The 24,547-nt window shown below is 60.8% G+C and carries 28 protein-coding genes; 16 read left to right on the top strand and 12 right to left on the bottom strand.

The window, feature by feature from the left end; all coding sequences use genetic code 11:
* Window positions 1-91: 91 nt before the first annotated feature.
* Window positions 92-421, bottom strand: a complete 330-nt coding sequence (locus tag BW967_RS03525) for a TIGR02300 family protein (protein ID WP_076483682.1) — start codon at window positions 419-421, stop codon at window positions 92-94.
* A 106-nt stretch (window positions 422-527) separates the two neighbouring features.
* On the opposite strand from BW967_RS03525, the gene BW967_RS03520 reads away from it, so the two are divergent.
* The 3 genes from BW967_RS03520 to BW967_RS03510 all read left to right on the top strand — a co-directional run bounded on the left by BW967_RS03520 (window position 528) and on the right by BW967_RS03510 (window position 2,524).
* Window positions 528-1,226: a M48 family metallopeptidase gene (locus BW967_RS03520; protein ID WP_076483681.1), complete on the top strand. Its 699-nt coding sequence runs from the start codon at window positions 528-530 to the stop codon at window positions 1,224-1,226.
* A 53-nt stretch (window positions 1,227-1,279) separates the two neighbouring features.
* A complete protein-coding gene (locus tag BW967_RS03515) occupies window positions 1,280-1,942 on the top strand; it encodes a GntR family transcriptional regulator (protein ID WP_076483680.1) in 663 nt (220 codons plus the stop codon).
* Between the two features lie 78 nt (window positions 1,943-2,020).
* A complete protein-coding gene (locus BW967_RS03510) occupies window positions 2,021-2,524 on the top strand; it encodes an acyl-CoA thioesterase (protein ID WP_076483679.1) in 504 nt (167 codons plus the stop codon).
* Here the strand turns inward: BW967_RS03510 and BW967_RS03505 are convergent.
* The 9 genes from BW967_RS03505 to sucC all read right to left on the bottom strand — a co-directional run bounded on the left by BW967_RS03505 (window position 2,521) and on the right by sucC (window position 12,778).
* Window positions 2,521-3,054, bottom strand: coding sequence for a hypothetical protein (locus BW967_RS03505; RefSeq protein ID WP_076483678.1), 534 nt, complete (start codon window positions 3,052-3,054; stop codon window positions 2,521-2,523). The two genes, BW967_RS03510 and BW967_RS03505, sit on opposite strands and share 4 nt — an antisense overlap.
* Before the next feature lie 49 nt (window positions 3,055-3,103).
* The gene (lpdA, locus tag BW967_RS03500) at window positions 3,104-4,492 is read right to left on the bottom strand and encodes a dihydrolipoyl dehydrogenase (protein ID WP_076483677.1); all 1,389 of its coding nucleotides are present in this window, start codon (window positions 4,490-4,492) and stop codon (window positions 3,104-3,106) included.
* Between the two features lie 128 nt (window positions 4,493-4,620).
* Window positions 4,621-6,162: a 2-oxoglutarate dehydrogenase complex dihydrolipoyllysine-residue succinyltransferase gene (odhB, locus tag BW967_RS03495; protein WP_076483676.1), complete on the bottom strand. Its 1,542-nt coding sequence runs from the start codon at window positions 6,160-6,162 to the stop codon at window positions 4,621-4,623.
* A gap of 1 nt (window position 6,163) precedes the next feature.
* Window positions 6,164-9,133: a 2-oxoglutarate dehydrogenase E1 component gene (locus BW967_RS03490; protein WP_076483675.1), complete on the bottom strand. Its 2,970-nt coding sequence runs from the start codon at window positions 9,131-9,133 to the stop codon at window positions 6,164-6,166.
* Between the two features lie 73 nt (window positions 9,134-9,206).
* Window positions 9,207-9,473, bottom strand: a complete 267-nt coding sequence (locus BW967_RS03485; protein ID WP_076483674.1) for a hypothetical protein — start codon at window positions 9,471-9,473, stop codon at window positions 9,207-9,209.
* A gap of 116 nt (window positions 9,474-9,589) precedes the next feature.
* The gene (locus tag BW967_RS03480; protein ID WP_139327788.1) at window positions 9,590-9,955 is read right to left on the bottom strand and encodes a hypothetical protein; all 366 of its coding nucleotides are present in this window, start codon (window positions 9,953-9,955) and stop codon (window positions 9,590-9,592) included.
* Window positions 9,956-10,092: 137 nt separating this feature from the next.
* Window positions 10,093-10,980, bottom strand: coding sequence for a succinate--CoA ligase subunit alpha (sucD, locus tag BW967_RS03475; protein WP_076483672.1), 888 nt, complete (start codon window positions 10,978-10,980; stop codon window positions 10,093-10,095).
* Window positions 10,981-11,055: 75 nt separating this feature from the next.
* Entirely contained in the window at window positions 11,056-11,571 is a 516-nt protein-coding gene (locus BW967_RS03470) for a hypothetical protein (protein ID WP_076483671.1), read from the bottom strand.
* Between the two features lie 13 nt (window positions 11,572-11,584).
* A complete protein-coding gene (sucC, locus tag BW967_RS03465) occupies window positions 11,585-12,778 on the bottom strand; it encodes an ADP-forming succinate--CoA ligase subunit beta (protein WP_076483670.1) in 1,194 nt (397 codons plus the stop codon).
* A gap of 214 nt (window positions 12,779-12,992) precedes the next feature.
* Here sucC and BW967_RS03460 point away from each other — a divergent pair, with 214 nt between their 5' ends.
* Complete coding sequence (locus tag BW967_RS03460; protein WP_076483669.1) at window positions 12,993-14,048, top strand: glycosyltransferase family 2 protein; 1,056 nt, start codon at window positions 12,993-12,995, stop codon at window positions 14,046-14,048.
* A gap of 49 nt (window positions 14,049-14,097) precedes the next feature.
* Here the strand turns inward: BW967_RS03460 and mdh are convergent, their stop codons facing one another.
* Window positions 14,098-15,060 carry a malate dehydrogenase gene (mdh, locus tag BW967_RS03455; protein ID WP_076483668.1) on the bottom strand — a complete coding sequence of 321 codons (963 nt, stop codon included), beginning with the start codon at window positions 15,058-15,060 and terminating at the stop codon, window positions 14,098-14,100.
* Window positions 15,061-15,299: 239 nt separating this feature from the next.
* Between mdh and BW967_RS03450 the strand changes: the two genes are divergently transcribed.
* The 12 genes from BW967_RS03450 (at window position 15,300) to BW967_RS03400 (ending at window position 24,121) form a co-directional block, all read left to right on the top strand.
* The gene (locus tag BW967_RS03450; protein WP_076483667.1) at window positions 15,300-16,040 is read left to right on the top strand and encodes a sulfite exporter TauE/SafE family protein; all 741 of its coding nucleotides are present in this window, start codon (window positions 15,300-15,302) and stop codon (window positions 16,038-16,040) included.
* Between the two features lie 97 nt (window positions 16,041-16,137).
* Window positions 16,138-17,010, top strand: a complete 873-nt coding sequence (locus tag BW967_RS03445) for an HpcH/HpaI aldolase/citrate lyase family protein (RefSeq protein WP_076483666.1) — start codon at window positions 16,138-16,140, stop codon at window positions 17,008-17,010.
* Between the two features lie 10 nt (window positions 17,011-17,020).
* A complete protein-coding gene (locus BW967_RS03440) occupies window positions 17,021-17,572 on the top strand; it encodes an NnrU family protein (RefSeq protein ID WP_076483665.1) in 552 nt (183 codons plus the stop codon).
* Window positions 17,572-17,775 (top strand): DUF1737 domain-containing protein, encoded by a 204-nt coding sequence (locus BW967_RS03435; RefSeq protein WP_170952646.1) that lies wholly within the window; start codon window positions 17,572-17,574, stop codon window positions 17,773-17,775. Before BW967_RS03440 ends, BW967_RS03435 begins: the two co-directional genes overlap by 1 nt.
* 2 nt (window positions 17,776-17,777) lie before the next feature.
* Window positions 17,778-18,815 carry a MaoC family dehydratase gene (locus BW967_RS03430; RefSeq protein ID WP_076483664.1) on the top strand — a complete coding sequence of 346 codons (1,038 nt, stop codon included), beginning with the start codon at window positions 17,778-17,780 and terminating at the stop codon, window positions 18,813-18,815.
* A 313-nt stretch (window positions 18,816-19,128) separates the two neighbouring features.
* Window positions 19,129-19,527 (top strand): succinate dehydrogenase, cytochrome b556 subunit, encoded by a 399-nt coding sequence (gene sdhC / locus BW967_RS03425; protein ID WP_076483663.1) that lies wholly within the window; start codon window positions 19,129-19,131, stop codon window positions 19,525-19,527.
* A 10-nt stretch (window positions 19,528-19,537) separates the two neighbouring features.
* The gene (gene sdhD, locus BW967_RS03420) at window positions 19,538-19,939 is read left to right on the top strand and encodes a succinate dehydrogenase, hydrophobic membrane anchor protein (protein ID WP_076483662.1); all 402 of its coding nucleotides are present in this window, start codon (window positions 19,538-19,540) and stop codon (window positions 19,937-19,939) included.
* A 12-nt stretch (window positions 19,940-19,951) separates the two neighbouring features.
* Window positions 19,952-21,757, top strand: a complete 1,806-nt coding sequence (gene sdhA / locus BW967_RS03415; RefSeq protein WP_076483661.1) for a succinate dehydrogenase flavoprotein subunit — start codon at window positions 19,952-19,954, stop codon at window positions 21,755-21,757.
* Entirely contained in the window at window positions 21,757-22,059 is a 303-nt protein-coding gene (locus BW967_RS03410; RefSeq protein WP_076483660.1) for a hypothetical protein, read from the top strand. Before sdhA ends, BW967_RS03410 begins: the two co-directional genes overlap by 1 nt.
* 3 nt (window positions 22,060-22,062) lie before the next feature.
* Window positions 22,063-22,842: a succinate dehydrogenase iron-sulfur subunit gene (locus BW967_RS03405; protein ID WP_076483659.1), complete on the top strand. Its 780-nt coding sequence runs from the start codon at window positions 22,063-22,065 to the stop codon at window positions 22,840-22,842.
* A 188-nt stretch (window positions 22,843-23,030) separates the two neighbouring features.
* A complete protein-coding gene (locus BW967_RS18660) occupies window positions 23,031-23,195 on the top strand; it encodes a hypothetical protein (RefSeq protein WP_170952645.1) in 165 nt (54 codons plus the stop codon).
* Window positions 23,196-23,254: 59 nt separating this feature from the next.
* A complete protein-coding gene (locus BW967_RS03400) occupies window positions 23,255-24,121 on the top strand; it encodes an urea carboxylase-associated family protein (protein ID WP_076483658.1) in 867 nt (288 codons plus the stop codon).
* On the opposite strand, the gene BW967_RS03395 is transcribed toward BW967_RS03400, so the two are convergent.
* Window positions 24,106-24,483 (bottom strand): ArsR/SmtB family transcription factor, encoded by a 378-nt coding sequence (locus tag BW967_RS03395; RefSeq protein WP_076483657.1) that lies wholly within the window; start codon window positions 24,481-24,483, stop codon window positions 24,106-24,108. The genes BW967_RS03400 and BW967_RS03395 overlap by 16 nt on opposite strands.
* Window positions 24,484-24,547: the final 64 nt, after the last annotated feature.

Here is a 24,547-nt window from a genome sequence, read left to right as displayed (position 1 = left end):
TTTCATCACCCCGCAGCGCGTCCCATGTGGCAAAGAAAAAGGCGCAAGGTTGCCCTTGCGCCCTGTTCGTCAGATGGCTTGGCCGCTTGGCTCAGCTCTCATCTTCATTGCTCGCGACATCAGCGATGTCATCGAGCGAGACGTTATCGTCCTCGTCATCTTCAAGCAGATCGTCGTCAAGATCGACGTCGCCGCTATCATCATCGAGATCGTCTTCGGTCAGATCCTCGACATCAACCTCGGTTTCGCGCGGCGCGGCTTTATCGGCCACCATCACACGGCCACGGCCCGCAGCGGTCAGGCTTTCCAGCGTGAAGCTGTTGCCGCAAACCGGGCAGGTCATCGGGTCCTTGGTCAGATCGTAGAACCGGCTCGCACAATGCGGGCAGAGGCGCTTGACGCCCCATTCCTCTTTCGGCATGGAAGTCTCCTGGCAGGCTCGTTCGCACAGAGTCGCAGCCGATTGCCACAACCGCAACGGGGTGTCAAAGCCTTTTCGCGTTCCAATTGTTCAAAGCTGCTCTCAAATGACCGACAACTCGCTTGTTTTGCCCGATCTGCCCGGCGTGATGGTGGCGGTGCGCCGCTCGACCCGGGCGCGGCGGTTTTCGTTGCGGGTGAGCCGGATTGATGGCGCGGTGACGCTGACCATGCCGTTGCGGGCACGGATGTCGGAGGCGGTGGCCTTTGCGCAAGGGCAAAGCGCTTGGCTGCGTGGGGCGCTGGAAAAGTTGCCCTCGGTGCGGCGTCCCGGCTTTGGCGAGACACTTCCTTTTGAGGGGCGGGATCTGCGCATTGAAGAGGCCCGGTTGCGCGCGCCAAAGGTGGAGGGCGACCGGCTCTTGGTGCCGGGTGGGGAAGAACGCCTCGGCGCGCGGCTTGAGACCTTCTTGAAGCATTGCGCAAGGATGCGCCTGCAAGAAGCGACAGAGCGTCATGCCAAGGTGCTCGGGCGGCCCTTCAAGCGGATCACCTTGCGCGACACGCGCTCGCGCTGGGGCTCTTGCGCGGCGGATGGCTCGCTGAGCTATTCATGGCGGTTGATTATGGCCCCGCCCGAGGTGCTCGACTATGTCGCCGCGCATGAGGTGGCGCATTTGGCGGAGATGAATCATTCTCCGGCGTTTTGGGCGGTGGTGGCGCGGCTCATGCCCGACTACGCGCCGCATCGAGCTTGGCTGAAGGCACATGGCGGCGCCTTGCAGGCGATCCGGCTGCGAGAGTGACGCGGGACGCTGGGTCACATTGACGAGTGCCGCGTTTGTGATCACAAAGGCGCATGTCTGAGACCCTGCCACGCCCCACCAAACCTTTGCCCGCGGAAGCGGCAGCGCATGATCGGCTGTATCGGATCTTGCGCCAGCAAATTTTGGTGGGGGAGATGTTGCCCGGCCAGGCGCTGACGTTGCGCGGTCTTGGCAAGCAATTCGGCCTGTCCATGACCCCGGTGCGCGAGGCATTGCGGCGCTTGGTGGCGGAAGGGGCTTTGACGCTGTCGTCCTCTGGCCGGGTGGCAACGCCAGAACTCACCAATGAACGGATCGAGGAATTGGCGGCGCTGCGCGCGCTGATAGAGCCGGAACTGGCCTCGCGTGCCCTGCCACGCGCGCACCTTGCGCTGATTGACCGCTTGGCCACGATCAACACCGCCAATGCCGAAGCCGTTGCAAAAGCGGATGCGGTAAGTTTTATCCGCACCAATTTGGAATTTCACCGCACGCTTTATTTGCGCGCGCAGGCCCCGGCGATGCTGGCGGTGCTTGAAACGGTCTGGCTTCAGCTTGGCCCCACGATGCGCGCCCTTTACGACAAGGTGCCCCGCAACGAGCCGCCGCGCCATCACCGGTTGATTCTGGCCGCGTTGCGTGCCGGCGATGAGCCGGGCCTGCGGCTGGCTGTGCGCACCGATGTGACGCAAGGCTTGCGCCATCTGGCGGGTTAGACGCTTGGTCGCAGGATCGAGCGTAGAAAGTTTGACAGCGGCAGGTTAGTCAGGGGCCGCTTGAATTGCGAGGCAGCCATGACCAACACGCTCACCGAAGAAGAACGCAAAACGCTTGAAATGACGGTGCTGATGACGCCCGATCTTGCCAATTTCTCGGGCAAGGTGCACGGCGGCGCGCTGCTCAACTGGCTCGACAGGGTCGCGTTCTCGCTCGCCTCGCGCTATTCGGGCCGCTACGCGGTGACGATCTCGGTCGACCAAGTGATCTTTAAAGAGCCGATCCATGTGGGCGAATTGGTGCGGTTTCGCGCCAGCGTGAACCACACTGGGCGCTCGTCGATGGAGATTGGCATCCGGGTGGAGGCGGAAAACATCCGCGAGGGCACGCGACGCCACACCAACAGCTGCTATTTCACCATGGTGGCGGTGGATGAGGCGGGCAAAACCGTGCCGGTGCCGCCGCTTGAACCTGCAAACGAAACCGAGAAGCTGCGCTGGAAAGCGGCGGAACTGCGCAAGGCGCTGCGGCGCGAACACGAAGCGCAGATGGAAGCCGCCGCGTTGGGGAAAACCGACTAAAGCCCGCTCCCGCGGGGAAGGGCGAGGGTTGTGCTGGTTCCCTCTAGGTCGCCGCCGAACTTCAGATAGATCACGCCCCAATGGGCTTTCTCTGTTCTGGCAGGGCCATCTGTCCATGTCCGGTTAAGATCAAACGCCGACAAACTTCGGTCGTCTTGCACCAGAAGGTCCGGGTAACGGCGTGCCATGAGCCGCGTAAGCCCATCTTGCAGGGCGATGCCCTCTTGCAGAGTGAATTTTGGGTCCTCTTCGCTGACCCTGCAGGTATGTTTTTCCTGCTCAAGGGCAAGACCAAACGGCTCATAAACGCGCTTGTAGGTGCTTTGGGGAATGTTGTTGACTTCGAAATGGGACGAAACGCCGTGCCCTGCCTTAGGGTAGTGTGCTTCCCAATCCTGCGTTGGGTCTTGAAGCCGCGACAGGCACCAAGTGTCAAACATATCGAGATAGGCTTGAACCCGGTCTTGCGCCGCGCCGGGGCTTGCAACAAGCGAAGCGGTCAGAAAGGTCTGAATAAAAAAGCGTTTCATAACGTGACCTTGTAATGAGGGGCGGCCCCGCAAGGCCGCCCTTCGATCTTTACGCGTGGATCGCGCCGTCGCCGCAGGCAAGGGCGGCTTCGCGCACCGCTTCCGAATAGGTCGGGTGGGCGTGGCAGGTCAGCGCGAGGTCTTGGGCCGAGGCGCCAAATTCCATCGCCACGCAAACCTCGTGGATCAGGTCGCCCGCGCCGGGGCCGATGATGTGGCAGCCCAAAATCCGGTCCGTCGTCGCATCTGCGAGCAGTTTCACAAACCCATCAGCTTGGAACACCGCTTTCGCGCGGCCATTACCCATGAAGGAGAACTTGCCCACCCTATAGGCGCGGCCTTCTTGCTTCAGCACCTCTTCGGTTTTGCCGACCGAGGCAACCTCGGGCGTGGTGTAGATGACGCCGGGGATCACGTCGTAATTCACATGGCCATGTTTGCCCGCAATCACTTCGGCCACGGCCATGCCTTCGTCTTCGGCCTTGTGGGCGAGCATCGGGCCCACAATCGCATCGCCAATCGCATAGAGGCCGGGGACCGAGGTCGCCCAATGGTCGTTGGTTTTCACCTGACCGCGCGGCAGCATCTCAACGCCGAGCGCCTCAAGCCCCAAACCGCCGGTGAAGGGTTTGCGGCCCGTTGCCACCAGCACCACTTCGGCCTCAATCTCGTGGGCGCTGTCATCTTTGCGCAGGGTGTATTTGACGGTGTTCTTGCTCTTCGATTTTTCGACCCCGCTCACGGCGGCGCCCAAAACGAAGTTGAGCCCCTGTTTCGTGAGGATCTTTTGCAGGCCTTTGGCGACCTCGGCATCCATGCCCGGGGTGATCGCGTCGAGATATTCGACCACAGTCACATCGGCGCCAAGACGTTTGTAGACCGAGCCAAGCTCAAGCCCAATCACGCCCGCGCCAATCACCACCATGGATTTGGGGATTTTCGGCAGGCTCAGCGCACCGGTGGAGGTGACCACGGTTTGCTCGTCAATCTCGATGCCGGGCAGGCTTGCGGCCTCAGACCCGGTTGCGATGACGATGTTCTTGGCCGAATGCACCTCGTCGCCGACTTTCACCTGACCCGCCGCCGGGATCGAGCCCCAGCCTTGCAGATAGGTGACCTTGTTCTTTTTGAACAAGAACTCGATGCCCTTGGTGTTGCCGTCGATCACGTCTTGTTTGTAAGATTGCATCTTCGCCCAATCGACCTTCACCTTGGCATTGGTGAGGCCCATTTTGTCGAAGTTCTCATGCATTTCATGCAGTTCATGCGTGGCATGAAGCAGCGCCTTGGAGGGGATGCAGCCCACATTGAGGCAGGTGCCGCCAAGCGCACCGCGCCCCTCGACACAGGCGGTTTTGAGCCCCAATTGGGCGCAGCGAATGGCACAGACATAGCCGCCCGGGCCGCCGCCGATCACGATAACGTCGAATTCTGCCATGGGTTTCGTCCTTTTTGACTGATCGCGCCGGGGGGCTGTCTGCCCCCCGAGACCCCCCGAGGATATTTTCACCAAGTCGAAGGGGGTGGAAAAGAAGGGGCGGCGCGGGGCCGCCCCTGAGCGTGAGATCAGAGATCCATTAGCAAGCGGCGCGGATCTTCGAGCGCTTCTTTGACGCGCACGAGGAAGGTCACCGCGCCTTTGCCATCGACGATGCGGTGGTCGTAGCTCAGCGCCAGATACATCATCGGGCGGATCACGATCTGGCCTTTGATCACCATCGGGCGCTCTTGGATTTTGTGCATGCCCAAAATGCCCGATTGCGGCGGGTTCAAGATCGGGCTCGACATCAGCGAGCCGTAAACGCCACCGTTCGAGATGGTGAAGGAGCCGCCTTGCATTTCCGCCATGGTCAGCTTGCCATCGCGGCCGCGTTTGCCCAGTGCGCCGATCTCTTTTTCAATCGTCGCAAAGCCTTTGGCATCGGCATCACGCACCACCGGCACAACAAGCCCCGACGGCGTGCCCACAGCCACGCCCATATGGACGTAGTTTTTGTAGATGATGTCGCCGCCATCAATTTCGGCGTTCACCTCGGGCACTTCTTTGAGCGCGTGGCAGCAGGCCTTCACAAAGAAGGACATGAAGCCCAGTTTCACGCCGTGCTTTTTCTCGAACTGGTCTTTGTAGGCGTTGCGCAGTTCCATCACCGCCGACATATCCACCTCGTTATAGGTGGTCAGCATCGCGGCGGTGTTTTGCGCGTCTTTCAGGCGGCGCGCGATGGTGGCGCGCAGGCGGGTCATTTTCACCCGTTCTTCGCGCGCGGCGTCTTCGGCAGGCACCGGGGCGCGCGGCACCGAAGCCGGCGGCGGCGCGATCGAGACTTGCGTGGTCGCGGGGGCGGGCGCCGGGGTCGCTGCAGCGGCGGCGGCCACATCTTCTTTCATGATGCGGCCATCGCGGCCCGTGCCGGTGACTTGATCGGGCGAAAGACCCGCTTCGGCCATCGCCTTTTTCGCGGCGGGCGCATGTTCGACATCTTTGCCGCCCGCAGCCGGGGCCGGGGCCGCCGCCGGGGCCGCAGCTTTTTGCGGGGCCGGAGCCGCGCCGCCCGCGCCTTCGGCGACGATGGCCAGCTTGCCACCTGCGGCCACGGTCTCGCCTTCACCGGCAAGGATTTCGCTCAGCGTGCCTGCCACGGGGGAGGGCACTTCGACCGAGACTTTATCGGTTTCAAGCTCACACAGGATCTCATCCAGCGCGACACTGTCCCCAGCTTTCTTGAACCAGGTGGAAACGGTGGCTTCCGACACGCTTTCGCCCAGCGCAGGCACCATTACATCCGTCATCTTGACCTCTTGAGTAACCGGCGTGGCTTCTTCCCGGACAGCCTTGCCTTCGGATTTGGGTTGCGCGGGCGCCGCACCGGCGCCTGCGGAAGTCAGCGTGGCAAGCAGGGCGTTCACGCCCACCGTCTCGCCCTCTGCGGCCACGATTTCGGCCAGCACCCCGGCTTCGGGGGCGCGGACCTCGACCGTCACCTTGTCAGTTTCAAGCTCGCACAGCATCTCGTCGGCATTGACCGTCTCGCCCGGTTTTTTGAACCAAGTGGCCACGGTGGCCTCGGTGACGCTTTCGCCAAGCGTGGGGACACGAACATCGGTCATATCAGCCCTCCAGCGCGTCGTTGACGAGCGCGTCTTGCTCGGCCTTGTGGCGCGAGGCGAGACCGGTCGCCGGAGAGGCGGAGCCCGCCCGGCCCGCGTAGCGCGGACGGCCGTGCTTGGCGCCGATTTTCGACAGAACCCATTCAAGGTTCGGCTCGACGAAGGTCCAGCCGCCTTGGTTGCGCGGCTCTTCTTGGCACCAGATCACCTCGGCATCCTTGAAGCGGCCAAGCTCGGTCACCATCGAATGCGCCGGGAACGGATAGAATTGTTCAAGCCGCAGGATGTAGACATCTTCGAGCCCGCGTTTGTCGCGTTCGGCCAGCAGATCATAGTAGACCTTGCCCGAACAGATCACGACGCGTTTGATCTCGGCATCGGGTTTGAGCGTCAGTTCCGAATTGCCGTGATGTTGGCCATCGGCATCATCCCAATTCACGCGCCGGAAGAACGAGCCGGTGGTGAAATCTTCGGCCTTAGAGGTGCACAGCGGGTGACGCAGAAGCGATTTCGGCGTCATCAAGATGAGCGGTTTGCGGAAGTTGCGGTGAATCTGACGGCGCAGAATGTGGAAGTAGTTCGCGGGCGTTGAGCAGTTGGCGACGATCCAGTTATCTTCCGCCGAAAGCTGCAAGAAACGCTCCAGCCGCGCCGAGGAGTGCTCCGGCCCTTGGCCTTCAAACCCATGCGGCAGGAGGCAAACCAGCCCCGACATCCGCAGCCATTTGCGTTCGCCCGAGTTGATGAACTGGTCGAACATGATCTGCGCGCCGTTGGCGAAATCGCCAAACTGTGCTTCCCACAGCGTCAGCGCGTTCGGCTCGGCCAGCGAATAGCCATACTCAAACCCAAGCACGGCATATTCCGACAGCATCGAGTCGATGACTTCGTATTTCGCCTGACCGGGTTTGATGTGGTTGAGCGGGTAATAGCGTTCTTCGGTGGATTGGTTGATCAGCGCCGAATGGCGTTGGCTGAAGGTGCCACGCGCACAGTCTTGGCCCGCCAAACGCACCGGGAACCCCTCGGCCAATAGCGTGCCGAACGCCAATGCTTCGGCGGTGGCCCAGTCAAAGCCCTCGCCTTTTTCGAACATGGCTTTCTTGGCTTCGAGTTGGCGTGCCACGGTGCGGTGGATTTCAAAATCCTCCGGGTAGGTGGTCAGCGCCTTGCCCACTTCGGCAAAGAGTTCGGGCGACACCGGGGTCACGCCAGCATCGTAATCCGAAGTTTGCCGATCAAGGTGCTTCCAACGGCCATCGAGCCAGTCCGCCTTGTTCGGGCGGAACTGTTTGCCGGCCTCGTATTCCTCGTTCAGCACCGCTTGGAAGGCGGCTTTCATATCGTCAATTTCGCCTTCGGGGATCAGCCCGTCCGCGACCAGACGCTCGGTGTAAAGCTGAAGCGTGGTCTTGTGGCCTTTGATGTTTTTATACATCGCCGGGTTGGTGAACATCGGCTCATCGCCTTCGTTGTGACCGAAGCGACGGTAGCAGAACATATCAATGACCACGTCCTTGCCGAATTTCTGGCGGAACTCGGTCGCCACTTTCGCGGCATGCACGACCGCTTCCGGGTCATCGCCGTTCACGTGGAAAATGGGTGCTTCCACCATCAGGGCGATATCCGTCGGATAGGGCGAGGTGCGGGAGAAGTGCGGCGCCGTGGTGAAGCCGATTTGGTTGTTCACAACAATGTGGATGCAGCCGCCGGTGCGGTGCCCCTTAATGCCCGAAAGCTGGAGACATTCGGCGACAACGCCTTGGCCTGCAAAGGCCGCATCGCCGTGCAAAAGCACCGGCAACACTTGCGTGCGCGGGTCATCGTTGAGTTGGTCTTGCTTGGCGCGGACCTTGCCCAGAACCACCGGGTTCACCGCCTCAAGGTGGCTGGGGTTCGCGGTTAGCGACAGGTGGACGGTTTGCCCGTCAAAGCTGCGGTCCGACGAGGCGCCAAGGTGGTATTTCACATCGCCCGAACCATCCACATCATCGGGCTTGTAAGAGCCGCCCTGAAACTCGTGGAAGATCGCGCGATAGGGTTTTTGCATCACCGTGGCGAGGATGTTCAACCGGCCCCGGTGCGGCATGCCGATGACGACCTCTTTCAGACCGAGCGCGCCACCGCGTTTGATGATCTGTTCCATCGCCGGAATGAGCGCCTCGGCCCCATCAAGGCCGAAACGTTTGGTGCCGGTGTATTTGACATGCAGGAACTTCTCAAAGCCCTCGGCTTCCACCAGCTTGTTGAGAATGGCGCGACGGCCTTCACGGGTGAACTGGATTTCTTTGCCGTAGCCTTCGATACGCTCTTTCAGCCAGCCCGCTTCCTCGGGGTTGGAGATGTGCATGTATTGCAGCGCGAAGGTGCCACAATAGGTGCGTTTGAGCACGTCGATGATCTGGCGCATCGAGGCGATTTGCAGCCCGAGCACGTTGTCGATGAAGATCGGGCGATCCATATCGGCATCGGTGAAACCGTAAGACCGCGGGTCCAGTTCCGGATGGGGGTCGCCCGCGCGCATGCCGAGCGGGTCCAGATCGGCAATCAGGTGGCCCCGGATCCGGTAGGCGCGAATGATCATCAGCGCGCGGATGGAATCGAGCACGGCGCGCTTGATCGCCTCTTCCGAGGCTTCAACGCCCGCTGCTTTCGCCGCTGCGGCAATCTTTTCGCTCGCCGCTTTGGTTTCTTTCGGCGCGACCGGCATCGGCCATTCGCCCGTCATCGCGGCGGTCAGATCATCTTCCGGGCTCGGCGGCCAGTCGGCACGCGCCCAGCTCGGCCCATGGGCCGAGCGCTTTGCATCTACTTCGCTGTCCCCCAGCGAGGCAAAGAAAGCTGCCCAAGCCGGGTCCACCGAATTCGGGTCATTGGCGTAATTGGCGTAAAGCTGTTCGACATAATCTGCATTCGCCCCTTGCAGGAAGGACGAAGCATGCAGCTGGTCGTTCGGAGAGTGATCGTTCATCTGATGATCCTTGCGAGATCGGGTTGAGGGGCTGTGGGCGTCACGGCGCGGAATGCGCCGCGACAATTCGGTGTCATTGGCACGTGATGACGAGCACCTTCATGCCGGGCATATGGTCTTCGGGTTCGGTGATATAGCTCTCTTTGAGCGCTTTTCCGTGCTGCGCACACAGATGCGCGGGCGCGGCCTCCACGGCGGCAGGCGGCGCTGCGAATGGGTCGTAATAGACGTAGCTGCCATTCGGCGTGCCGGTGATGGCGGCCACCGCGTCCGAGCGGATGCCGGTCAATGCCTCGAAATCCACTTTTGACTGACGTCCCGCCGGAATCGGCGGCGCCATCGCCCCTGCTGCGCTGGGCGCAGTGCAACACGGCCTATCGTCGCAGGCCGCAAGAGTTAGCATCAGGGGAGCGGCCAGAAGGGCCGACAAAAGGCGGGGCATTACGGCTCCAAAGATCAGTTACGATAGGGATAGGCGGCGCTCGGCAGACCTGCGGCTTGTGCGCAGGCAATGTCATAATTGCCGCCTGCATTTTCCGGGCCACAGGTCGCGGCGGTGCCATCGACGATGGTCGCATTGCTGCGCGCCGAATTCGCCATTGCATAGCCGGTCGAGCCGGTGGGCGTGGTGCCTTGCGGAACTTTTTGCGTCGTCACGATCGGGTAGGTGGTGATCGGGCCATAAGCGGAGGGCAGAACCTGACCGCGGCCATCCATCGTCGCACCCGTGGTATCAGACACGCCAACATAATTGGCGGTGCCGCATCCGGCGAGCGACAGGCTGATCAGAAGGGCGGTGCCCATCATCTTGTGCGATCTCATTCGAACCTCCCGTTTCTGACCGCGTCCGGCCTTTGATCCTCGGTGAACCGAGGCACTCGATACGGCGAAACGGCCTAAGGTCGCTTGGCGGTAACGAGCGGGGTCGCGGTTCCTTGGCAACCGCGACCCCGTGGGCCTTAGCCCTTCTTGATCGCTTCCAGCACCGCTTCGCCCAGCGTTGCGGGGCTATCGGCCACCACGATCCCGGCCTTCTTCATGGCTTCGATCTTGCTTTCCGCATCGCCTTTGCCGCCCGAGACGATGGCGCCGGCATGGCCCATGCGACGGCCCGGAGGGGCGGTGCGCCCGGCAATGAAGCCCGCGGTCGGTTTCCAGCGGCCTTTTTTCTTTTGCTCGATCAGGAATTCGGCGGCTTCTTCTTCCGCCGAGCCACCGATTTCGCCGATCATGATGATCGAGGTGGTTTCCGGGTCATTGAGGAACATCTCAAGCACGTCGATATGCTCGGTGCCTTTGATCGGGTCGCCGCCGATGCCCACCGCCGAGGATTGGCCAAGGCCCACGTCGGTGGTTTGCTTCACGGCTTCATAGGTGAGCGTGCCCGAACGCGACACCACGCCGACCGAGCCACGCTTGAAGATCGAACCGGGCATGATGCCGATCTTGCAGGCGTCGGGCGTCATCACACCGGGGCAGTTCGGGCCGATGAGGCGCGATTTGCTGTCCACCAGCGCGCGTTTCACCCGCATCATGTCGAGCACCGGAATGCCCTCGGTGATGCAAACGATCAGTTCCATCTCGGCGTCGATCGCTTCAAGGATGCTGTCCGCCGCATAGGGCGGGGGCACGTAGATCGCGGTCGCATCGGCACCGGTAACGTGCTTGGCTTCGTGGACCGAGTTGAAGACCGGCAGGCCGAGGTGCTCGGAGCCGCCTTTGCCCGGCGTCACGCCGCCAACCATTTTGGTGCCATAGGCGATGGCTTGTTCAGAGTGGAAGGTGCCTTGGCTGCCGGTGAACCCTTGGCAGATGACCTTGGTGTTTTCGTTTACGAGGACTGCCATGTGGCGTTCTCCCTATGAAATCGGCGACACATGCGCCTTGATCCTAATTCTCTCGGGCCAGATGCAGCCCGCGGTTTATCTCGTTTGGCCAAGCGCTTGAGACGCGTAGGCATGAAGCTCGTGGGCGAAGTCGTCGACGGTGCCTTCAACGCTACGGCCTGAGTAGCCCAGACCTTTGTCTTTGTTGTAGGCCGCCAACCAAGCCGAGATGCGGATGCCAGCTTGCGAAAAGGCAGGGTGATCAACCTTCAGAAATACGATGCGCCCCATTTTGGCGTGGGTGTCGAAACGTATTTCCTTCAACGCGCTCCACGGAACTTCCCGCTTGGTAACCTGGCGGTCGTGGAAACCCGTCGGGCTCAGGAGCATGCCTGCCGGACGTAGCTTTTGACGCAGTCCCAAAAGCAAAGGGGGCATGGAAATCGCCATGAACACCAAACCGATCACGGTCATGATCTCTGCATCCGAGCGGCTTGCGCCGCGCAGTGCGATGATGTTCAGGGCGAGAAGAAGACCCAAGACAAAGATGGTGAGGCCAAACATCAGTTCGGCTGTCCCCAGTTTCTTTGTCGGTAGAATTTTCGTTTCCATGCGCGCTTTCGCCTTAGCCTTTCACCGCTGCCACGATCTTCTTGGCACCGTCGGCCAGATCATCGGCCGCAATCACGTTAAGGCCGGATTTCGCGATGATCTCTTTGCCGAGTTCGACGTTCGTGCCTTCAAGGCGCACGACCAGCGGCACTTTCAGGCCCACTTCGGTCACCGCCGCCAGCACGCCTTCGGCGATGATGTCACAGCGCATGATGCCGCCAAAGATGTTGACGAGAATGCCTTTCACCTTCGGGTCGGAGGTGATGATCTTGAAGGCTTCGGTCACTTTCTCTTTCGTGGCGCCGCCGCCGACATCAAGGAAGTTGGCCGGTTCCGAGCCGTAAAGCTTGATGATGTCCATCGTGGCCATCGCAAGGCCCGCGCCGTTCACCATGCAGCCGATCTCGCCATCGAGCGCGATGTAGTTGAGATCGAACCGCGAGGCTTCCAGCTCTTTCGGGTCTTCTTCGGTCACGTCGCGCAGATCAAGGATATCGGGCTGGCGGTAAAGGGCGTTGTTGTCAAAGCCAAGTTTCGCGTCGAGCACCTTGATGTGATGGTCGGTGGTGACGATCAGCGGGTTGATCTCCAGCATCTCCATGTCCTTCTCAAGGAAGGCTTTGTAGAGCTTTTTGATCAGCGCGACGCAATGTTTGATCAGCACGCCTTCCAGCCCCAGCGCAAAGGCGATGCGGCGGCCGTGGAAATCGCTCAGGCCGGTGGCCGGATCAACGGAGAAGGACAGGATTTTTTCAGGGGTCGAGGCCGCCACTTCCTCGATGTCCATGCCGCCCTCGGTCGAGCAGACAAAAGACACGCGCGAGGTTTTGCGGTCGATCAGAAGGGCGAGGTAAAGCTCGCGCTCAATGTCCGAGCCTTCTTCGATGTAGACACGGTTGACTTGTTTGCCCGCCGGGCCGGTTTGGTGCGTGACCAGCGTGCGGCCCAGCATCTTGCGGGCTTCGGTTTCGGCCTCGGCCACCGAACGCGCCAAGCGCACGCCGCCTTTTTCGCCGGCTTCGGGCTCAACGAAATGGCCTTTGCCGCGACCGCCCGCATGGATTTGGGCCTTCACCACCCAAAGCGGGCCGTCCAACTCCCCTGCCGCCGATTTCGCTTCGTCGGCCTTGAGCACGACCCGCCCTTCCGAGACCGGGCAGCCGTAGCTCTTGAGGAGCTGCTTGGCCTGATATTCGTGAATATTCATGGCTTGGTTCCCACGCTGTTTTCTTTGACCTTGGTGTGGCACATTCACCGCATGTAACAAAATGATAAATGCGCAAAAGCTAGGCGAAGTGCGAAGAAATTCGGTTTTGTGATCACGCCTTTTGGAACTGTGATCACAAAATGCAAAATGTGGTTCGTCTTGCTTGCGGTAACGGAATCGGCTCACATTTCAGTAAGGCATTTCGGGGGTGAAGATGGTGTCTTGGGCGGTTGTCGCGATGGCCGATGAACCGGCGTCGCTTTTGGCGGCTTGGGCCGGGCATCATTTGGAAATGGGCGCGGCGGAGGTGCATCTGTGCCTTGATCGCCCCAATCCAGAAGCGGTGGCGCTTTTATCGGGTGTCAAAGGCGTGCATCTGCATGAGGATGGCGAGGACGCTTGGGCCTTTCGTAGCATCGGGCGGCGGCCCAAAACCCAAAACGGGCGGCAGAAGTACCATGCGAGCCGCATCTTGGCGCAGACGCGGGCCGATTGGCTTTTGCATTGTGATGCCGATGAATTCCTGTTCCCGACCCCGGTGGGCGAAACGGTTGAGAGGATCCTTGCGCGTATCGAACCCGAGAAGACATGGGTGCAGGCCTTGGTGGCGGAGCGGGTGCGGGTGCGCGGTCGCCCGGTGCAAGACATCTTTTCGGGCGTGTTTCGGCTGCCGTGGGAGCGGTTTGAGACGGAGGGCGCGGCGCTATATGGCGCCGAGGCGGGGGAATTGCTGCATCATGGCCTGAGCGGGCATCATATGGGCAAGGCGATGGTGCGGGCGGGGCGGGGCCTTTGTATCGGCGTGCATCATGCGCTGACGCGCTATGATCCCCCGGAGCGCGATCCAAATCTTGTGCCCGCAGCAGGGTTGCGGGTGCTGCATTTCGATGGACTGACCGAATTGCATTATCTGCTGAAGATGCTGCGTTACGGGCTCGATCCGCATTTCGGCAAACCCGACCCGCATGCGGGGCCGCGCTGGCGGCAGATTTCTGCGGTTTTGGACGATGTGCAAGCGCCTGAACGGCTGGAGTTGATCCATATGGCGGCCAAAACCATCACGCCCGCGCAGGCGCAGGGCTTGGCCGAGCGTATCTTGCTGCGCCGCTGGGCGCCCGAGATTGGCGCGCGGGCTGCGACGGTGATCCCCAATCTGCCGGATTTGACGCCTGTGGCCTTTGACGCGGATTTAATGGCGCGGGAGGCGGCGCTCTTGGAGGCTTTGCGGCTTAAGCTGGGTTTCGATCCCGTCCCGCATAGCGGCCAATAAAAAGGGCGGGGAAATCCCCGCCCTTTCAAAACTTTGACAATGGCACGTCTTAGGCCAGCGTCGGGTCGATGCCTTTGCAGGCGGTGACGAGGCCTTTGACCGCATCAACCGACTTGTCGAACATCGCTTGCTCGTCGGCGTTCAGTTTGATGTCGACGACTTTTTCGATGCCGCCAGCACCGATGATCGTCGGCACGCCGACATACATGCCATCAAGGCCGAAGGCGCCATCCACCCAAGCCGCGCAGGGCAGCAGGCGTTTTTGGTCTTTCAAATAGGCTTCCGCCATTTCGATGGCCGAGGTGGCCGGGGCATAGAAGGCCGAGCCGGTTTTCAACAGGCCAACGATCTCAGCGCCGCCGTCACGGGTGCGCTGGATGATGCCGTCGAGTTTTTCTTGCGTGGTCCAGCCCATCGCCACCAGATCCGGCAGCGGGATGCCCGCAACGGTCGAGTAACGCGCGAGCGGCACCATCGTGTCGCCGTGGCCGCCGAGCACGAAGGCGGTGACGTCTTTCATCGACACACCGAATTCAACCGACAGGAAGTGACGGAAACGCGCCGAGTCGAGCACGCCAGCCATGCCCACAACTTTTTCGGCCGGCAGGCCGGAGAATTGTTGCAGCGCCCAAACCATCGCGTCGAGCGGGTTGGTGATGCAGATCACGAAAGCGTTCGGCGCGTGGGCGGCAATGCCTTCGCCAACCGATTTCATGACTTTGAGGTTGATGCCCAGAAGGTCATCACGCGACATGCCCGGCTTGCGCGGCACGCCAGCGGTCACGATGCACACATCGGCGCCCGCGATATCAGCATAGTCATTGGTGCCTTTGAAGCAGCCGTCAAAGCCTTCCGACGGGCCGGATTCGGCGATGTCGAGCGCTTTGCCCTGCGGCGTGCCCTCGGCGATGTCGAAAAGGACGACGTCGCCCAGTTCTTTGATCGCGGCGAGATGGGCAAGCGTGCCACCGATTTGACCAGCGCCGATAAGGGCGATCTTGGGTCGGGCCATGGGTTCCTCCAAAGGTCGTTCTGTTATGATGGTTGGCCGAAGGGTTAGCGTTTTGGGGCGCGTCTGTCCATAGTGCTGCGCCGCCGCATCGGCTCTACAGATAAATTGTATGCAACGGCATGCCGAATTTGGGGGATGTTTGCGCTAAACAATTCCTTGCAGCCGAGAAGGCGATGGTCCATCCGAGGGGCTCGCAAGGCGGGGCGCAGCCGGGCCGCCCCTGATTCTCGGAGCGGCGCATGGAACTTGATGCCTTTGGCTGGGCAATGGCAATCGCGGCAGCGATCAGTGTGGGGATTGCCAAGGGCGGTTTGCCGATGGCGTCGTCGCTTTCGGTGCCGCTTCTGGCGGGGGTGATGAACCCTGTTGCGGCAGCGGGCTTGCTGCTGCCTGTCTATATTATTTCTGATGTGTTCGGGCTGATTGCCTATCGACGCGAGTTTGATGCGCGCGTGCTCAAGATCATGGTGCCTGCGACGGCGATTGGTGTGGGCGTGGGTTGGGCGACGGCGAGCGTGGTGCCCGAGGTCGCGGTCACGGCGCTTGTGGGGGTCATTGGCGTGGTTTTCGCGCTGAATGCGTTGATCCGCCCGCATTTGGGCATGTCGCAGCGGGCACGTGTAGCACCGGGGATATTTTGGGGCACGCTGACCGGGTTCACGAGCTTTGTAAGCCATTCGGGCGGGCCGCCCTATCAGGCTTACACGATCCCGCTCGGGATGCCGCGCACGGTTTTTGCGGGCACCTCTACGATCTTGTTTGCTTGGGTCAATGCGATCAAGCTCGTGCCCTATGCGGCGCTGGGGCAGTTGAACTTTTCCAGCATTGGCTTGGCGTTGAAGCTCGCGCCTTTTGCGGCGCTGGCCGTTTGGGGCGGGGTGAAACTGGTGCGGATCATCCCGCATGACACCTTCTATAAAATCGTCACTTGGGCGCTGTTGCTGATTTCGCTCAAGCTGCTTTGGGACGTGTTTCTGTAGCGGTTACCCTTCTAAATTCTGCGCTGCGGCAAATCTCTGCTTGCTGAAAGTGTCTGCGATGTGTTTCTTGGCGCAAGATTGTTGCGAGGAGAGAATCATGACGGACGCCGCTGCCCGCCCCTATCGCTCGGTGCTTTACATCCCCGGCTCGAAAGAGCGCGCGTTGGAAAAAGCCACCACGCTGGCCTGCGACGCGATCATTTTCGACCTCGAAGACGCGGTGGCTGTGGATGAAAAAGTCAACGCCCGCGCCACGCTGATCAAAGCGCTGACAGAAGCCGATTACGGGGCGCGCGCGCGGATTGTGCGGATCAACGGGCTCGATACCGAATGGGGCCGCGATGACGTGCTGGCGATGGCCGAAGCCGTGCATAATGGGGCCAAGATCGACGCGATCTTGATCCCGAAAGTGTCGATGAAAGGGGATCTCGACGCCGTCGCAAACCTGATCAACGGCATGCCGCTTTGGGCGATGATGGAAACCGCGATGGGGATGCTCAACGCCGCCGAGATTGCCGCGCATCCGCGCCTTGAGGGCATGGTGATGGGCACGAATGACTTGGCGAAGGAACTGCAAAGCCGGTTCCGCGCCGACCGTCTGCCGTTGGTGACGGGGTTGGGGCTGTGTCTTTTGGCTGCCAAGACCTATGGCCGGATCATTGTCGATGGCGTCTATAACGCCTTCAAAGACGACGAGGGGCTGAAGGTCGAATGCGATCAGGGGCGCGATATGGGCTTTGATGGCAAGACATTGATCCACCCGGCGCAGCTTGATGTGGCCAATGCCGCCTTCGCACCCTCGGAAGCCGAAACGGACCTTGCCCGCCGTCAGATTGCCGCTTTTGACGCGGCGCAAGCCGAGGGGCTTGGCGTTGCGGTTGTGGATGGAAAGATTGTCGAAAACCTGCATATCGTGACCGCGCGGCAGGTCCTTGCGAAAGCGGAGGCGATTGCCGCGCTCGCCAACTAGGGGACCGGCTATGTCAATTCTTATCCTCGGCATCCTGCTTTGGGTGCTGCCGCATTTGTTCAAACGCCTCGCACCGCGCCGCCATCTGATGATGATGCCGCAGATCAAGGCGATGGTCGCGGGCTTCGTGCTTGTGGGCGTAGTGCTGATGGTGATCGGCTATCGCATGGCGGATGTGGTGCCGATTTACAGCCCGCTGCCGGGTATGGGGCACGCCAATAACACGCTGATGTTGATCTCGATCTACCTGTTTGGCGTCAGCGGCGCGCGCTCGGTTCTGATTGATAAGATCCGCCATCCGATGCTTTGGGGGATGGTGATTTGGTCGGTGTCGCACCTGTTGGTGAACGGCGATCTGTCCTCAATCGTGCTCTTTGGCGCGCTCGGCCTTTGGGCCGTGGGGGAGATGGTGCTGATTAACCGCGCTGGCCCGTGGAAACGCCCGAAACCGGGCAAGCTTTTGGGCGATCTGAAAAACCTGATCGGCACGGCGCTGGTCTATGGTGTGATCACTTGGATCCACAGCCTCTTGGGCCACAATCCGTTCTTGGGAAGCTACTGATGCAACTTTATCGCCTGCTGACCGAGGATGATACTTCCGCCTTTTGCCACAAAGTCTCGCTTGCGCTGTCAAAGGGGTGGTCGCTTTACGGCGACCCGACCTATGCCTTTGATGCCGCACGTGGGGTGATGCGCTGTGCGCAGGCGGTCGTGAAGGAGGTAGAGGGAGACTACCACCCCGATCTGAAACTGGGAGAGCAGTAAACATGGCGACGAAGACGAATCCGGGCCGTTTCTTTGAGGATTACAAGGTGGGGCAGGTCATCGCCCATGCCGTGCCGCGTACCGTGGCCGAGGGGGAGCGCGCGCTTTATCATGCGCTTTATCCCGCGCGGCATGCGCTTTATTCGAGCGATGCCTTCGCGGCGGATTGCGGGCTGGATGGTTCGCCGCTTGATGATCTGATCGCCTTCCATGTGGTCTTTGGCAAAACGGTCCCGGATGTGTCTTTGAACGCCGTGGCGAACCTTGGCTATGGCGAGGGGCGCTGGCTCTTGCCGGTGTATCCCGGCGACACGTTGCGGTCGGTCTCCGAAGTGATCGGGCTCAAGCAAAACTCCAACGGCAAATCGGGGGTGGTTTATGTCCGCACCCGCGGGCTGAACCAAAACGACGAGGTCGTGCTGGAATATGTGCGCTGGGTGATGGTGCGCAAACGCGATCTGGATGCCCCTGCGCCGGAAACCGTGCTGCCCGAATTGCGCAAAGTGGTGCCCGCCGAGGATCTGGTGATCCCCGAGGGGCTCAGCTTTGAGGAATATGATTTCACGCAAGCAGGCGAGCCGCACCGCTGGGGCGATTACGAGATTGGCGAGAAGATCGACCACGTCGATGGCGTGACGATCGAGGAGGCCGAGCATATGCTGGCCACGCGTTTGTGGCAAAACACCGCCAAAGTGCATTTCGACGCCACCTTCCGCGAAGATGGCAAGCGCCTGATTTACGGTGGCCACATCATCAGCATGGCGCGCGCGCTTTCCTTCAACGGGTTGGCGAATGCGCAAATGATTGTCGCGCTGAATGGCGGGGCGCATGCGAACCCCTGTTTTGCGGGGGATACCGTCAAGGCATGGTCTGAAGTGCTGGATAAGGCCGAAACCGATGCGCCGGGCATCGGCGCAATCCGGTTGCGGTTGGTTGCCGTGAAGCAAGGGGCCGCGCCTTTCGCGCTCAAGGGCGAAGATGGCAAATATGCTCCCGAAGTGCTGCTTGATCTCGACTATTGGGCGCTGATGCCGCTCTGATCCGACTCAGGCGCCGCTTCAAACCGCTTCGACCCACGATCCTGCCACCCGCCCATGCTTTGGGCGGGTGTCGTCTTGCTAAGGCAAAAGGTCGCGTTTGAATGTTTGCGCGTAACATTGTGTCGCGCCTCCGGTTTTGTGATCACAAAGCCGCCTTTCACCGATTTTTTTGCACTTGCGAAAGGATTATTTGATCTGGATGCGTGACTTGAGCGCCGGATCGTCTTAAGGAAAACACATAATTCCGGCCAACCCGCCCGCGCTTCCACTCCCAAGGCTCCGCGCTGGCGGCCCAGCACAGAGGGTTTCTCCAATGGCTGAAACGAAACGGGTCGAGCGACCCCTTTCCCCCTTCATGATCGGCCCCTATTACCGCCCGCAGATGACCTCGATGAGCTCCATCCTGACGCGGATCACGGGCAATGCGCTTATTGCGGGCTTTTTCCTCGGCGCGTGGTGGCTGATTGCCGCCGTGTCGAGCCCTTCCTATTTCGCTGTCGTCGATTGGATCGTGACCTCATGGATCGGCTGGCTGTTCTTCACCGCCATGCTGTGGTCGATGTGGTACCACTACCTGACCGGCCTGCGGCACCTGCTGTGGGATACGGGCAAAGGCCTCGACATCGAGATCGCCGAGAAACTTGGCTGGGGCGCGCTGATTGGCGCCACCGGGCTGACGTTTGTCTCGCTCATCATTCTTTGGATCATCTAAGGGGATTCCCATGCGCTATCTGACCGATCGCAAACGCGCCGTGGGCAAAGGGGCTTCGGGCTCCGGGACTGAGCATTTCTGGTGGATGACGATGTCCTCGGTTGCGCTCGCCTTCCTCGTGCCGACCTTTATCTTCACCTTCGGCTCCGCCATTGGCGGCACCCAAGAAGAAGTCGTTGCCCATTTCGCGCGCCCGTTCCCGGCTATCTTGACCGCGCTTGTGACGCTGGTGGGGATGCGCCACTTCGCCAAAGGCGCGCAGGTGATGCTGGAAGATTACACCGCTGGCAGCCTGCGCAAAGGGCTCGTCATCTTCGTCTATTCGCTGTCCTATCTGTTGACTGCGATTGTGCTCTATGCGCTGGGGAAAATGGTGTTCATGGACACCGCCGCGCAGATGCTGAACCAATAAGAGGCAGGACAGATGGCTTCCTACACTTACGAAACCCACAACTATGACGTGGTGGTGGTCGGTGCCGGTGGCGCGGGCCTGCGCGCCACGCTGGGCATGGCCGAACAAGGTCTGCGCACCGCTTGCGTGACCAAGGTGTTCCCGACCCGCTCGCACACCGTTGCCGCCCAAGGCGGTATCGCCGCTTCGCTTGGCAACATGGGCCCCGATAGCTGGCAGTGGCATATGTATGACACCGTCAAGGGCTCTGACTGGCTCGGCGACACGGATGCGATGGAATATCTGGCCCGCTCCGCCCCGGCGGCGGTCTATGAGTTGGAACATTACGGTGTGCCGTTCTCGCGCACCGAAGAAGGCAAAATTTACCAGCGCCCGTTCGGTGGCCACACCACCGAATTCGGCGAAGGCCCGCCGGTGCAACGCACCTGTGCTGCCGCCGACCGCACCGGCCACGCGATCTTGCACACGCTTTACGGTCAATCGCTCAAGAACAACGCGGAATTCTTCATCGAATATTTCGCGCTTGATCTGATCATGTCCGATGATGGCGTCTGCCAAGGCGTGGTCTGCTGGAAGCTTGATGACGGCACGATGCATGTCTTCAACGCGAAAATGGTCGTGTTGGCGACGGGCGGCTATGGCCGGGCCTATTTCTCGGCGACCTCGGCGCATACCTGCACCGGCGACGGTGGCGGGATGGTAGCGCGCGCAGGCCTGCCGCTGCAAGACATGGAATTCGTGCAGTTCCACCCGACCGGGATTTACGGCTCGGGCTGTCTGATCACCGAAGGCGTGCGCGGCGAGGGTGGTTACCTTACCAACGCCGAAGGCGAGCGTTTCATGGAACGTTACGCGCCGCATTACAAAGACCTTGCGCCGCGGGATTATGTGTCGCGCTGCATGACGCTGGAAATCCGCGAAGGCCGTGGTGTGGGCGAACACAAAGACCACATCTTCCTCAACCTCTCGCACCTTCCCAAAGAAGCGCTGGCCGAACGTCTGCCGGGCATCTCGGAATCGGCAAAAATCTTTGCCGGCGTCGATGTGACCAAGGAACCGATCCCGGTGCTGCCGACCGTGCACTACAACATGGGCGGTATTCCGACGAACTACTGGGGCGAAGCGCTCAACCCGACCGCCGAGAACCCGACCGCGATCGTGCCGGGCCTGATGGCCGTGGGCGAAGCGGGCTGTGCTTCGGTGCACGGGGCGAACCGTTTGGGCTCCAACTCGCTGATTGACCTTGTGGTGTTTGGCCGTGCCGCCGCTATTCGGGCCGGTGAAGTGGTCGACCCGAAAGCGCGTCCGGCGGAATACAACAAAGCCTCGGTCGACAAGTGCTTTGATCGCTTCGATGCGCTGCGCAACGCCAAGGGCGGTATCCCGACGGCGGAACTGCGTCTTGAGATGCAGCGCACCATGCAGGCCGATGCGGCGGTGTTCCGCACCGACAAGACGCTGGCCGAAGGCGTCGAGAACATGACCAAGATCGCTGGCAAGATGGGCGATCTCAAAGTCACCGACCGTTCGCTTGTTTGGAACAGCGACCTGATGGAAACGCTCGAGCTCACCAACCTGATGCCGAACGCGCTTGCCACCATCGTCGGCGCCGAGGCGCGTAAGGAAAGCCGGGGCGCCCACGCCTCGGAAGACCACACCACGCGCGACGACGAAAACTGGCGCAAGCACTCGATTATGCGGGTGGATGGCAACAAGGTCGATCTGAGCTATCGCCCGGTGATCACCGATCCGCTGACCACCGAGGCCGAAGGCGGGATCGCGCTTTCCACGATCGCGCCGAAGGCCCGCACGTTCTAATGGCGCGCGGCTGGGCATATGGGTTCACGGTGGCCGGGGTGACCCTTGCCGCCTGTGGCCCTGTGCCCGTCGAGGTGGCCGAACGGCAATGCCTGAACGAGGTGCGCCCCGTTGCCCCGGTTTCGGGGGAAGGGGCGATGGGGGTGACGTCTGAGGGCTTCCGCTCGAAGATGGAACTCACCTTCACCCTCGGCTCGGGCGGCCAGGGCGACCCCTCGGCCCGCTATAACGCCTGTGTCAAACGCAAATCCGGCCGCATGCCGACGCGGCCGCTCTATGCCCGAACCGACTGGAAGGGATAAACCATGGTTCAGTTCACGCTTCCCAAGAATTCGAAGATCCGCGTCGGCAAGACCTGGCCGCGGCCTGAGGGCGCGAAGAACGTCCGCAAGTTCATGATCTATCGCTGGGACCCGGACACCGGGGAAAACCCGCGGGTGGATACCTATTTCCTCGATATGGATAAATGCGGGCCGATGATCCTTGATGCGCTCATCAAGATCAAAAACGAGATCGACCCGACGCTGACCTTCCGCCGCTCTTGCCGCGAAGGGATTTGCGGCTCCTGCGCGATGAACATCGACGGGATCAATACGCTCGCCTGTATCTACGGCTTGGATGAGGTGAAGGGCGATGTGAAGATCTACCCGCTGCCGCACATGCCGGTGGTGAAGGACCTTGTGCCCGATCTGACGCATTTCTACGCCCAGCACGCCTCGATCATGCCGTTCTTGCAAACCGCGACGAACGAGCCCGAGAAAGAATGGCGTCAGACGATTGAAGACCGCAAGAAGCTTGATGGTCTTTATGAATGCGTGATGTGCGCCTCCTGCTCGACCTCGTGCCCGAGCTACTGGTGGAACTCTGACCGCTATCTTGGCCCGGCGGCGCTGTTGCACGCTTATCGCTGGATCGTGGACAGCCGCGATGAAGCCACGGCGGAGCGTCTGGATGCGCTGGAAGACCCGTTCAAGCTTTATCGTTGCCATACGATCATGAACTGCACCAAAACCTGCCCGAAAGGGCTGAACCCGGCGAAAGCGATTGCCGAGATCAAAAAGCTCATGGTCAGCCGCCACGTCTAAGGCTGCTTACATTCCCGAAAGGCCTCGGTTTGCCGGGGCCTTTTGTTTTGGCGCTTAAAGAAGTTATGATATCGATAACGCCGCAGTGCAGAAAATGCATGTCCCAGTTGCAACATTAGCATGACATCTGCGGCGGGATGTCGCGTATAAGCGCGGCAGGGAGGAACTCGAGTCTATAGGAGAGTTCCATGTCGAAGATCGTCACCTTCCGGAAGAATTCCGAAAGCGAAGCCGCCGCCGAAGCGCTGCGCATCCTCGAAGCCGCTTGGGCCTATTACACTCCCGAGCGTGGTGAGGCCGAAGAGGTCCACGAGACCGAACTCGAACAAATGTTCGATTACTACGCGGCCTGATAGGGCTTTTGTTTGCTAAGGGGCCAAGCCAAAGTGGCGCGACACGTAGGAGCCGCGCCATGAAACTTGATCTGCCCGAACACACTGCGCCCGCCGATGCCGAGGCGCGCAAGGCGCTGGCGCCGGTGATCTGCTATCCCGTCGAAACCCTGCCGCGCCCCGATCTTGCCGCCTATCGCGCTGCGCGGGCAGGGTGGGAAAAGATCGACGAGCTGATTGTGCCGCCGCGCGAGGCAGGGGCCTTCACCGTGCCTGCCGGATGCTTTTTTCGCATCGTGTCTGTTGAGGGCCCGCAGGTGGGCGACCTGAACCTTTGGGCGCAAGGCAATCTGCAAGAGCGGTTCTTTTCAGGCAAAACCCGCGCGCTGCATGGCACGCATGTCTCGACCGGCGACAGGCTTTGGTCTTGCTTGCCCTATTTGCGCCCATTGGCGACGATCACCGACGACACGCTGGACTGGTATGGCTTTGATGCCTTTGGCGGCTCGGTTCATGATGTGATCGGCACGCGTTGCGACCCTTACACGCATAATTTGCTCTCGCACGGCGATCATTATCACCACTGCTGCCACTCCAATCTGACCCGCGCGGTGATGCAGGCGACGGGGCGAACAAAGCTTGATGCCGAGATGCAGGTGCATGATGTGCTCAATGTCTTCATGTGCACCGGCTTTACCCGCGACACCGGGCAGTATTTCATGAAGGCAAGCCCGGTGCGCCCCGGCGACTACCTTGAGTTCTTTGCCGAGATTGACCTTTTGGGCGCGCTTTCGGCCTGCCCCGGTGGGGATTGTTCCTCTGAACATAGCTCAGACACGGCGGCTTGTTATCCGCTCAAGGTCGAAATTTACCGCCCGCAAGCCACGCCAGATGGCTGGATTTCGCCCGCGCCAAATCGCTATGACAGGACTCATGGCTGCGGGTGAAGGGCAGGGGGCTCGTCCCCCTCCAAATCATCGCGCAACTCGACTTCCAAGAACCGCTCGAATGCATCGAGGTCGAGCGGTTCAAATTGGCCGAAGCTTTGGATCCAGGTGATCGCCCCTTCCATCGAAAGCGGCTCGAGCTTGCACCATTTCACCCGGCCGCGTTTCTCTTGGCTGATGAGCCCCGCGTCTGCCAAGATCGTCAGATGCTTCGAAATCGCGGTCAGCGACATTTGAAACGGCTCAGCGACATCGGTCACGGCCATATCGTCTTCCAGTAGCATTGTAAGAATGGCGCGCCGGGTCGGGTCGGCAAGCGCGGCAAAAATAGCATCAAGCGAGGCGGTCGGGGCTGTGGTCATGGCGCGACTTTGGAAGCCGCGCGGGAAAACGTCAACCGATCGGTTGAATATCGCGCAGGGGTGG

Source organism: Rhodobacter aestuarii (assembly GCF_900156655.1).
In the GTDB taxonomy this organism is placed as follows: Bacteria; Pseudomonadota; Alphaproteobacteria; order Rhodobacterales; family Rhodobacteraceae; genus Rhodobacter; species Rhodobacter aestuarii.
The sequence above is the reverse complement of the archived record's forward strand: the minus strand, read 5'-3'. Positions and strand labels throughout refer to the sequence as shown.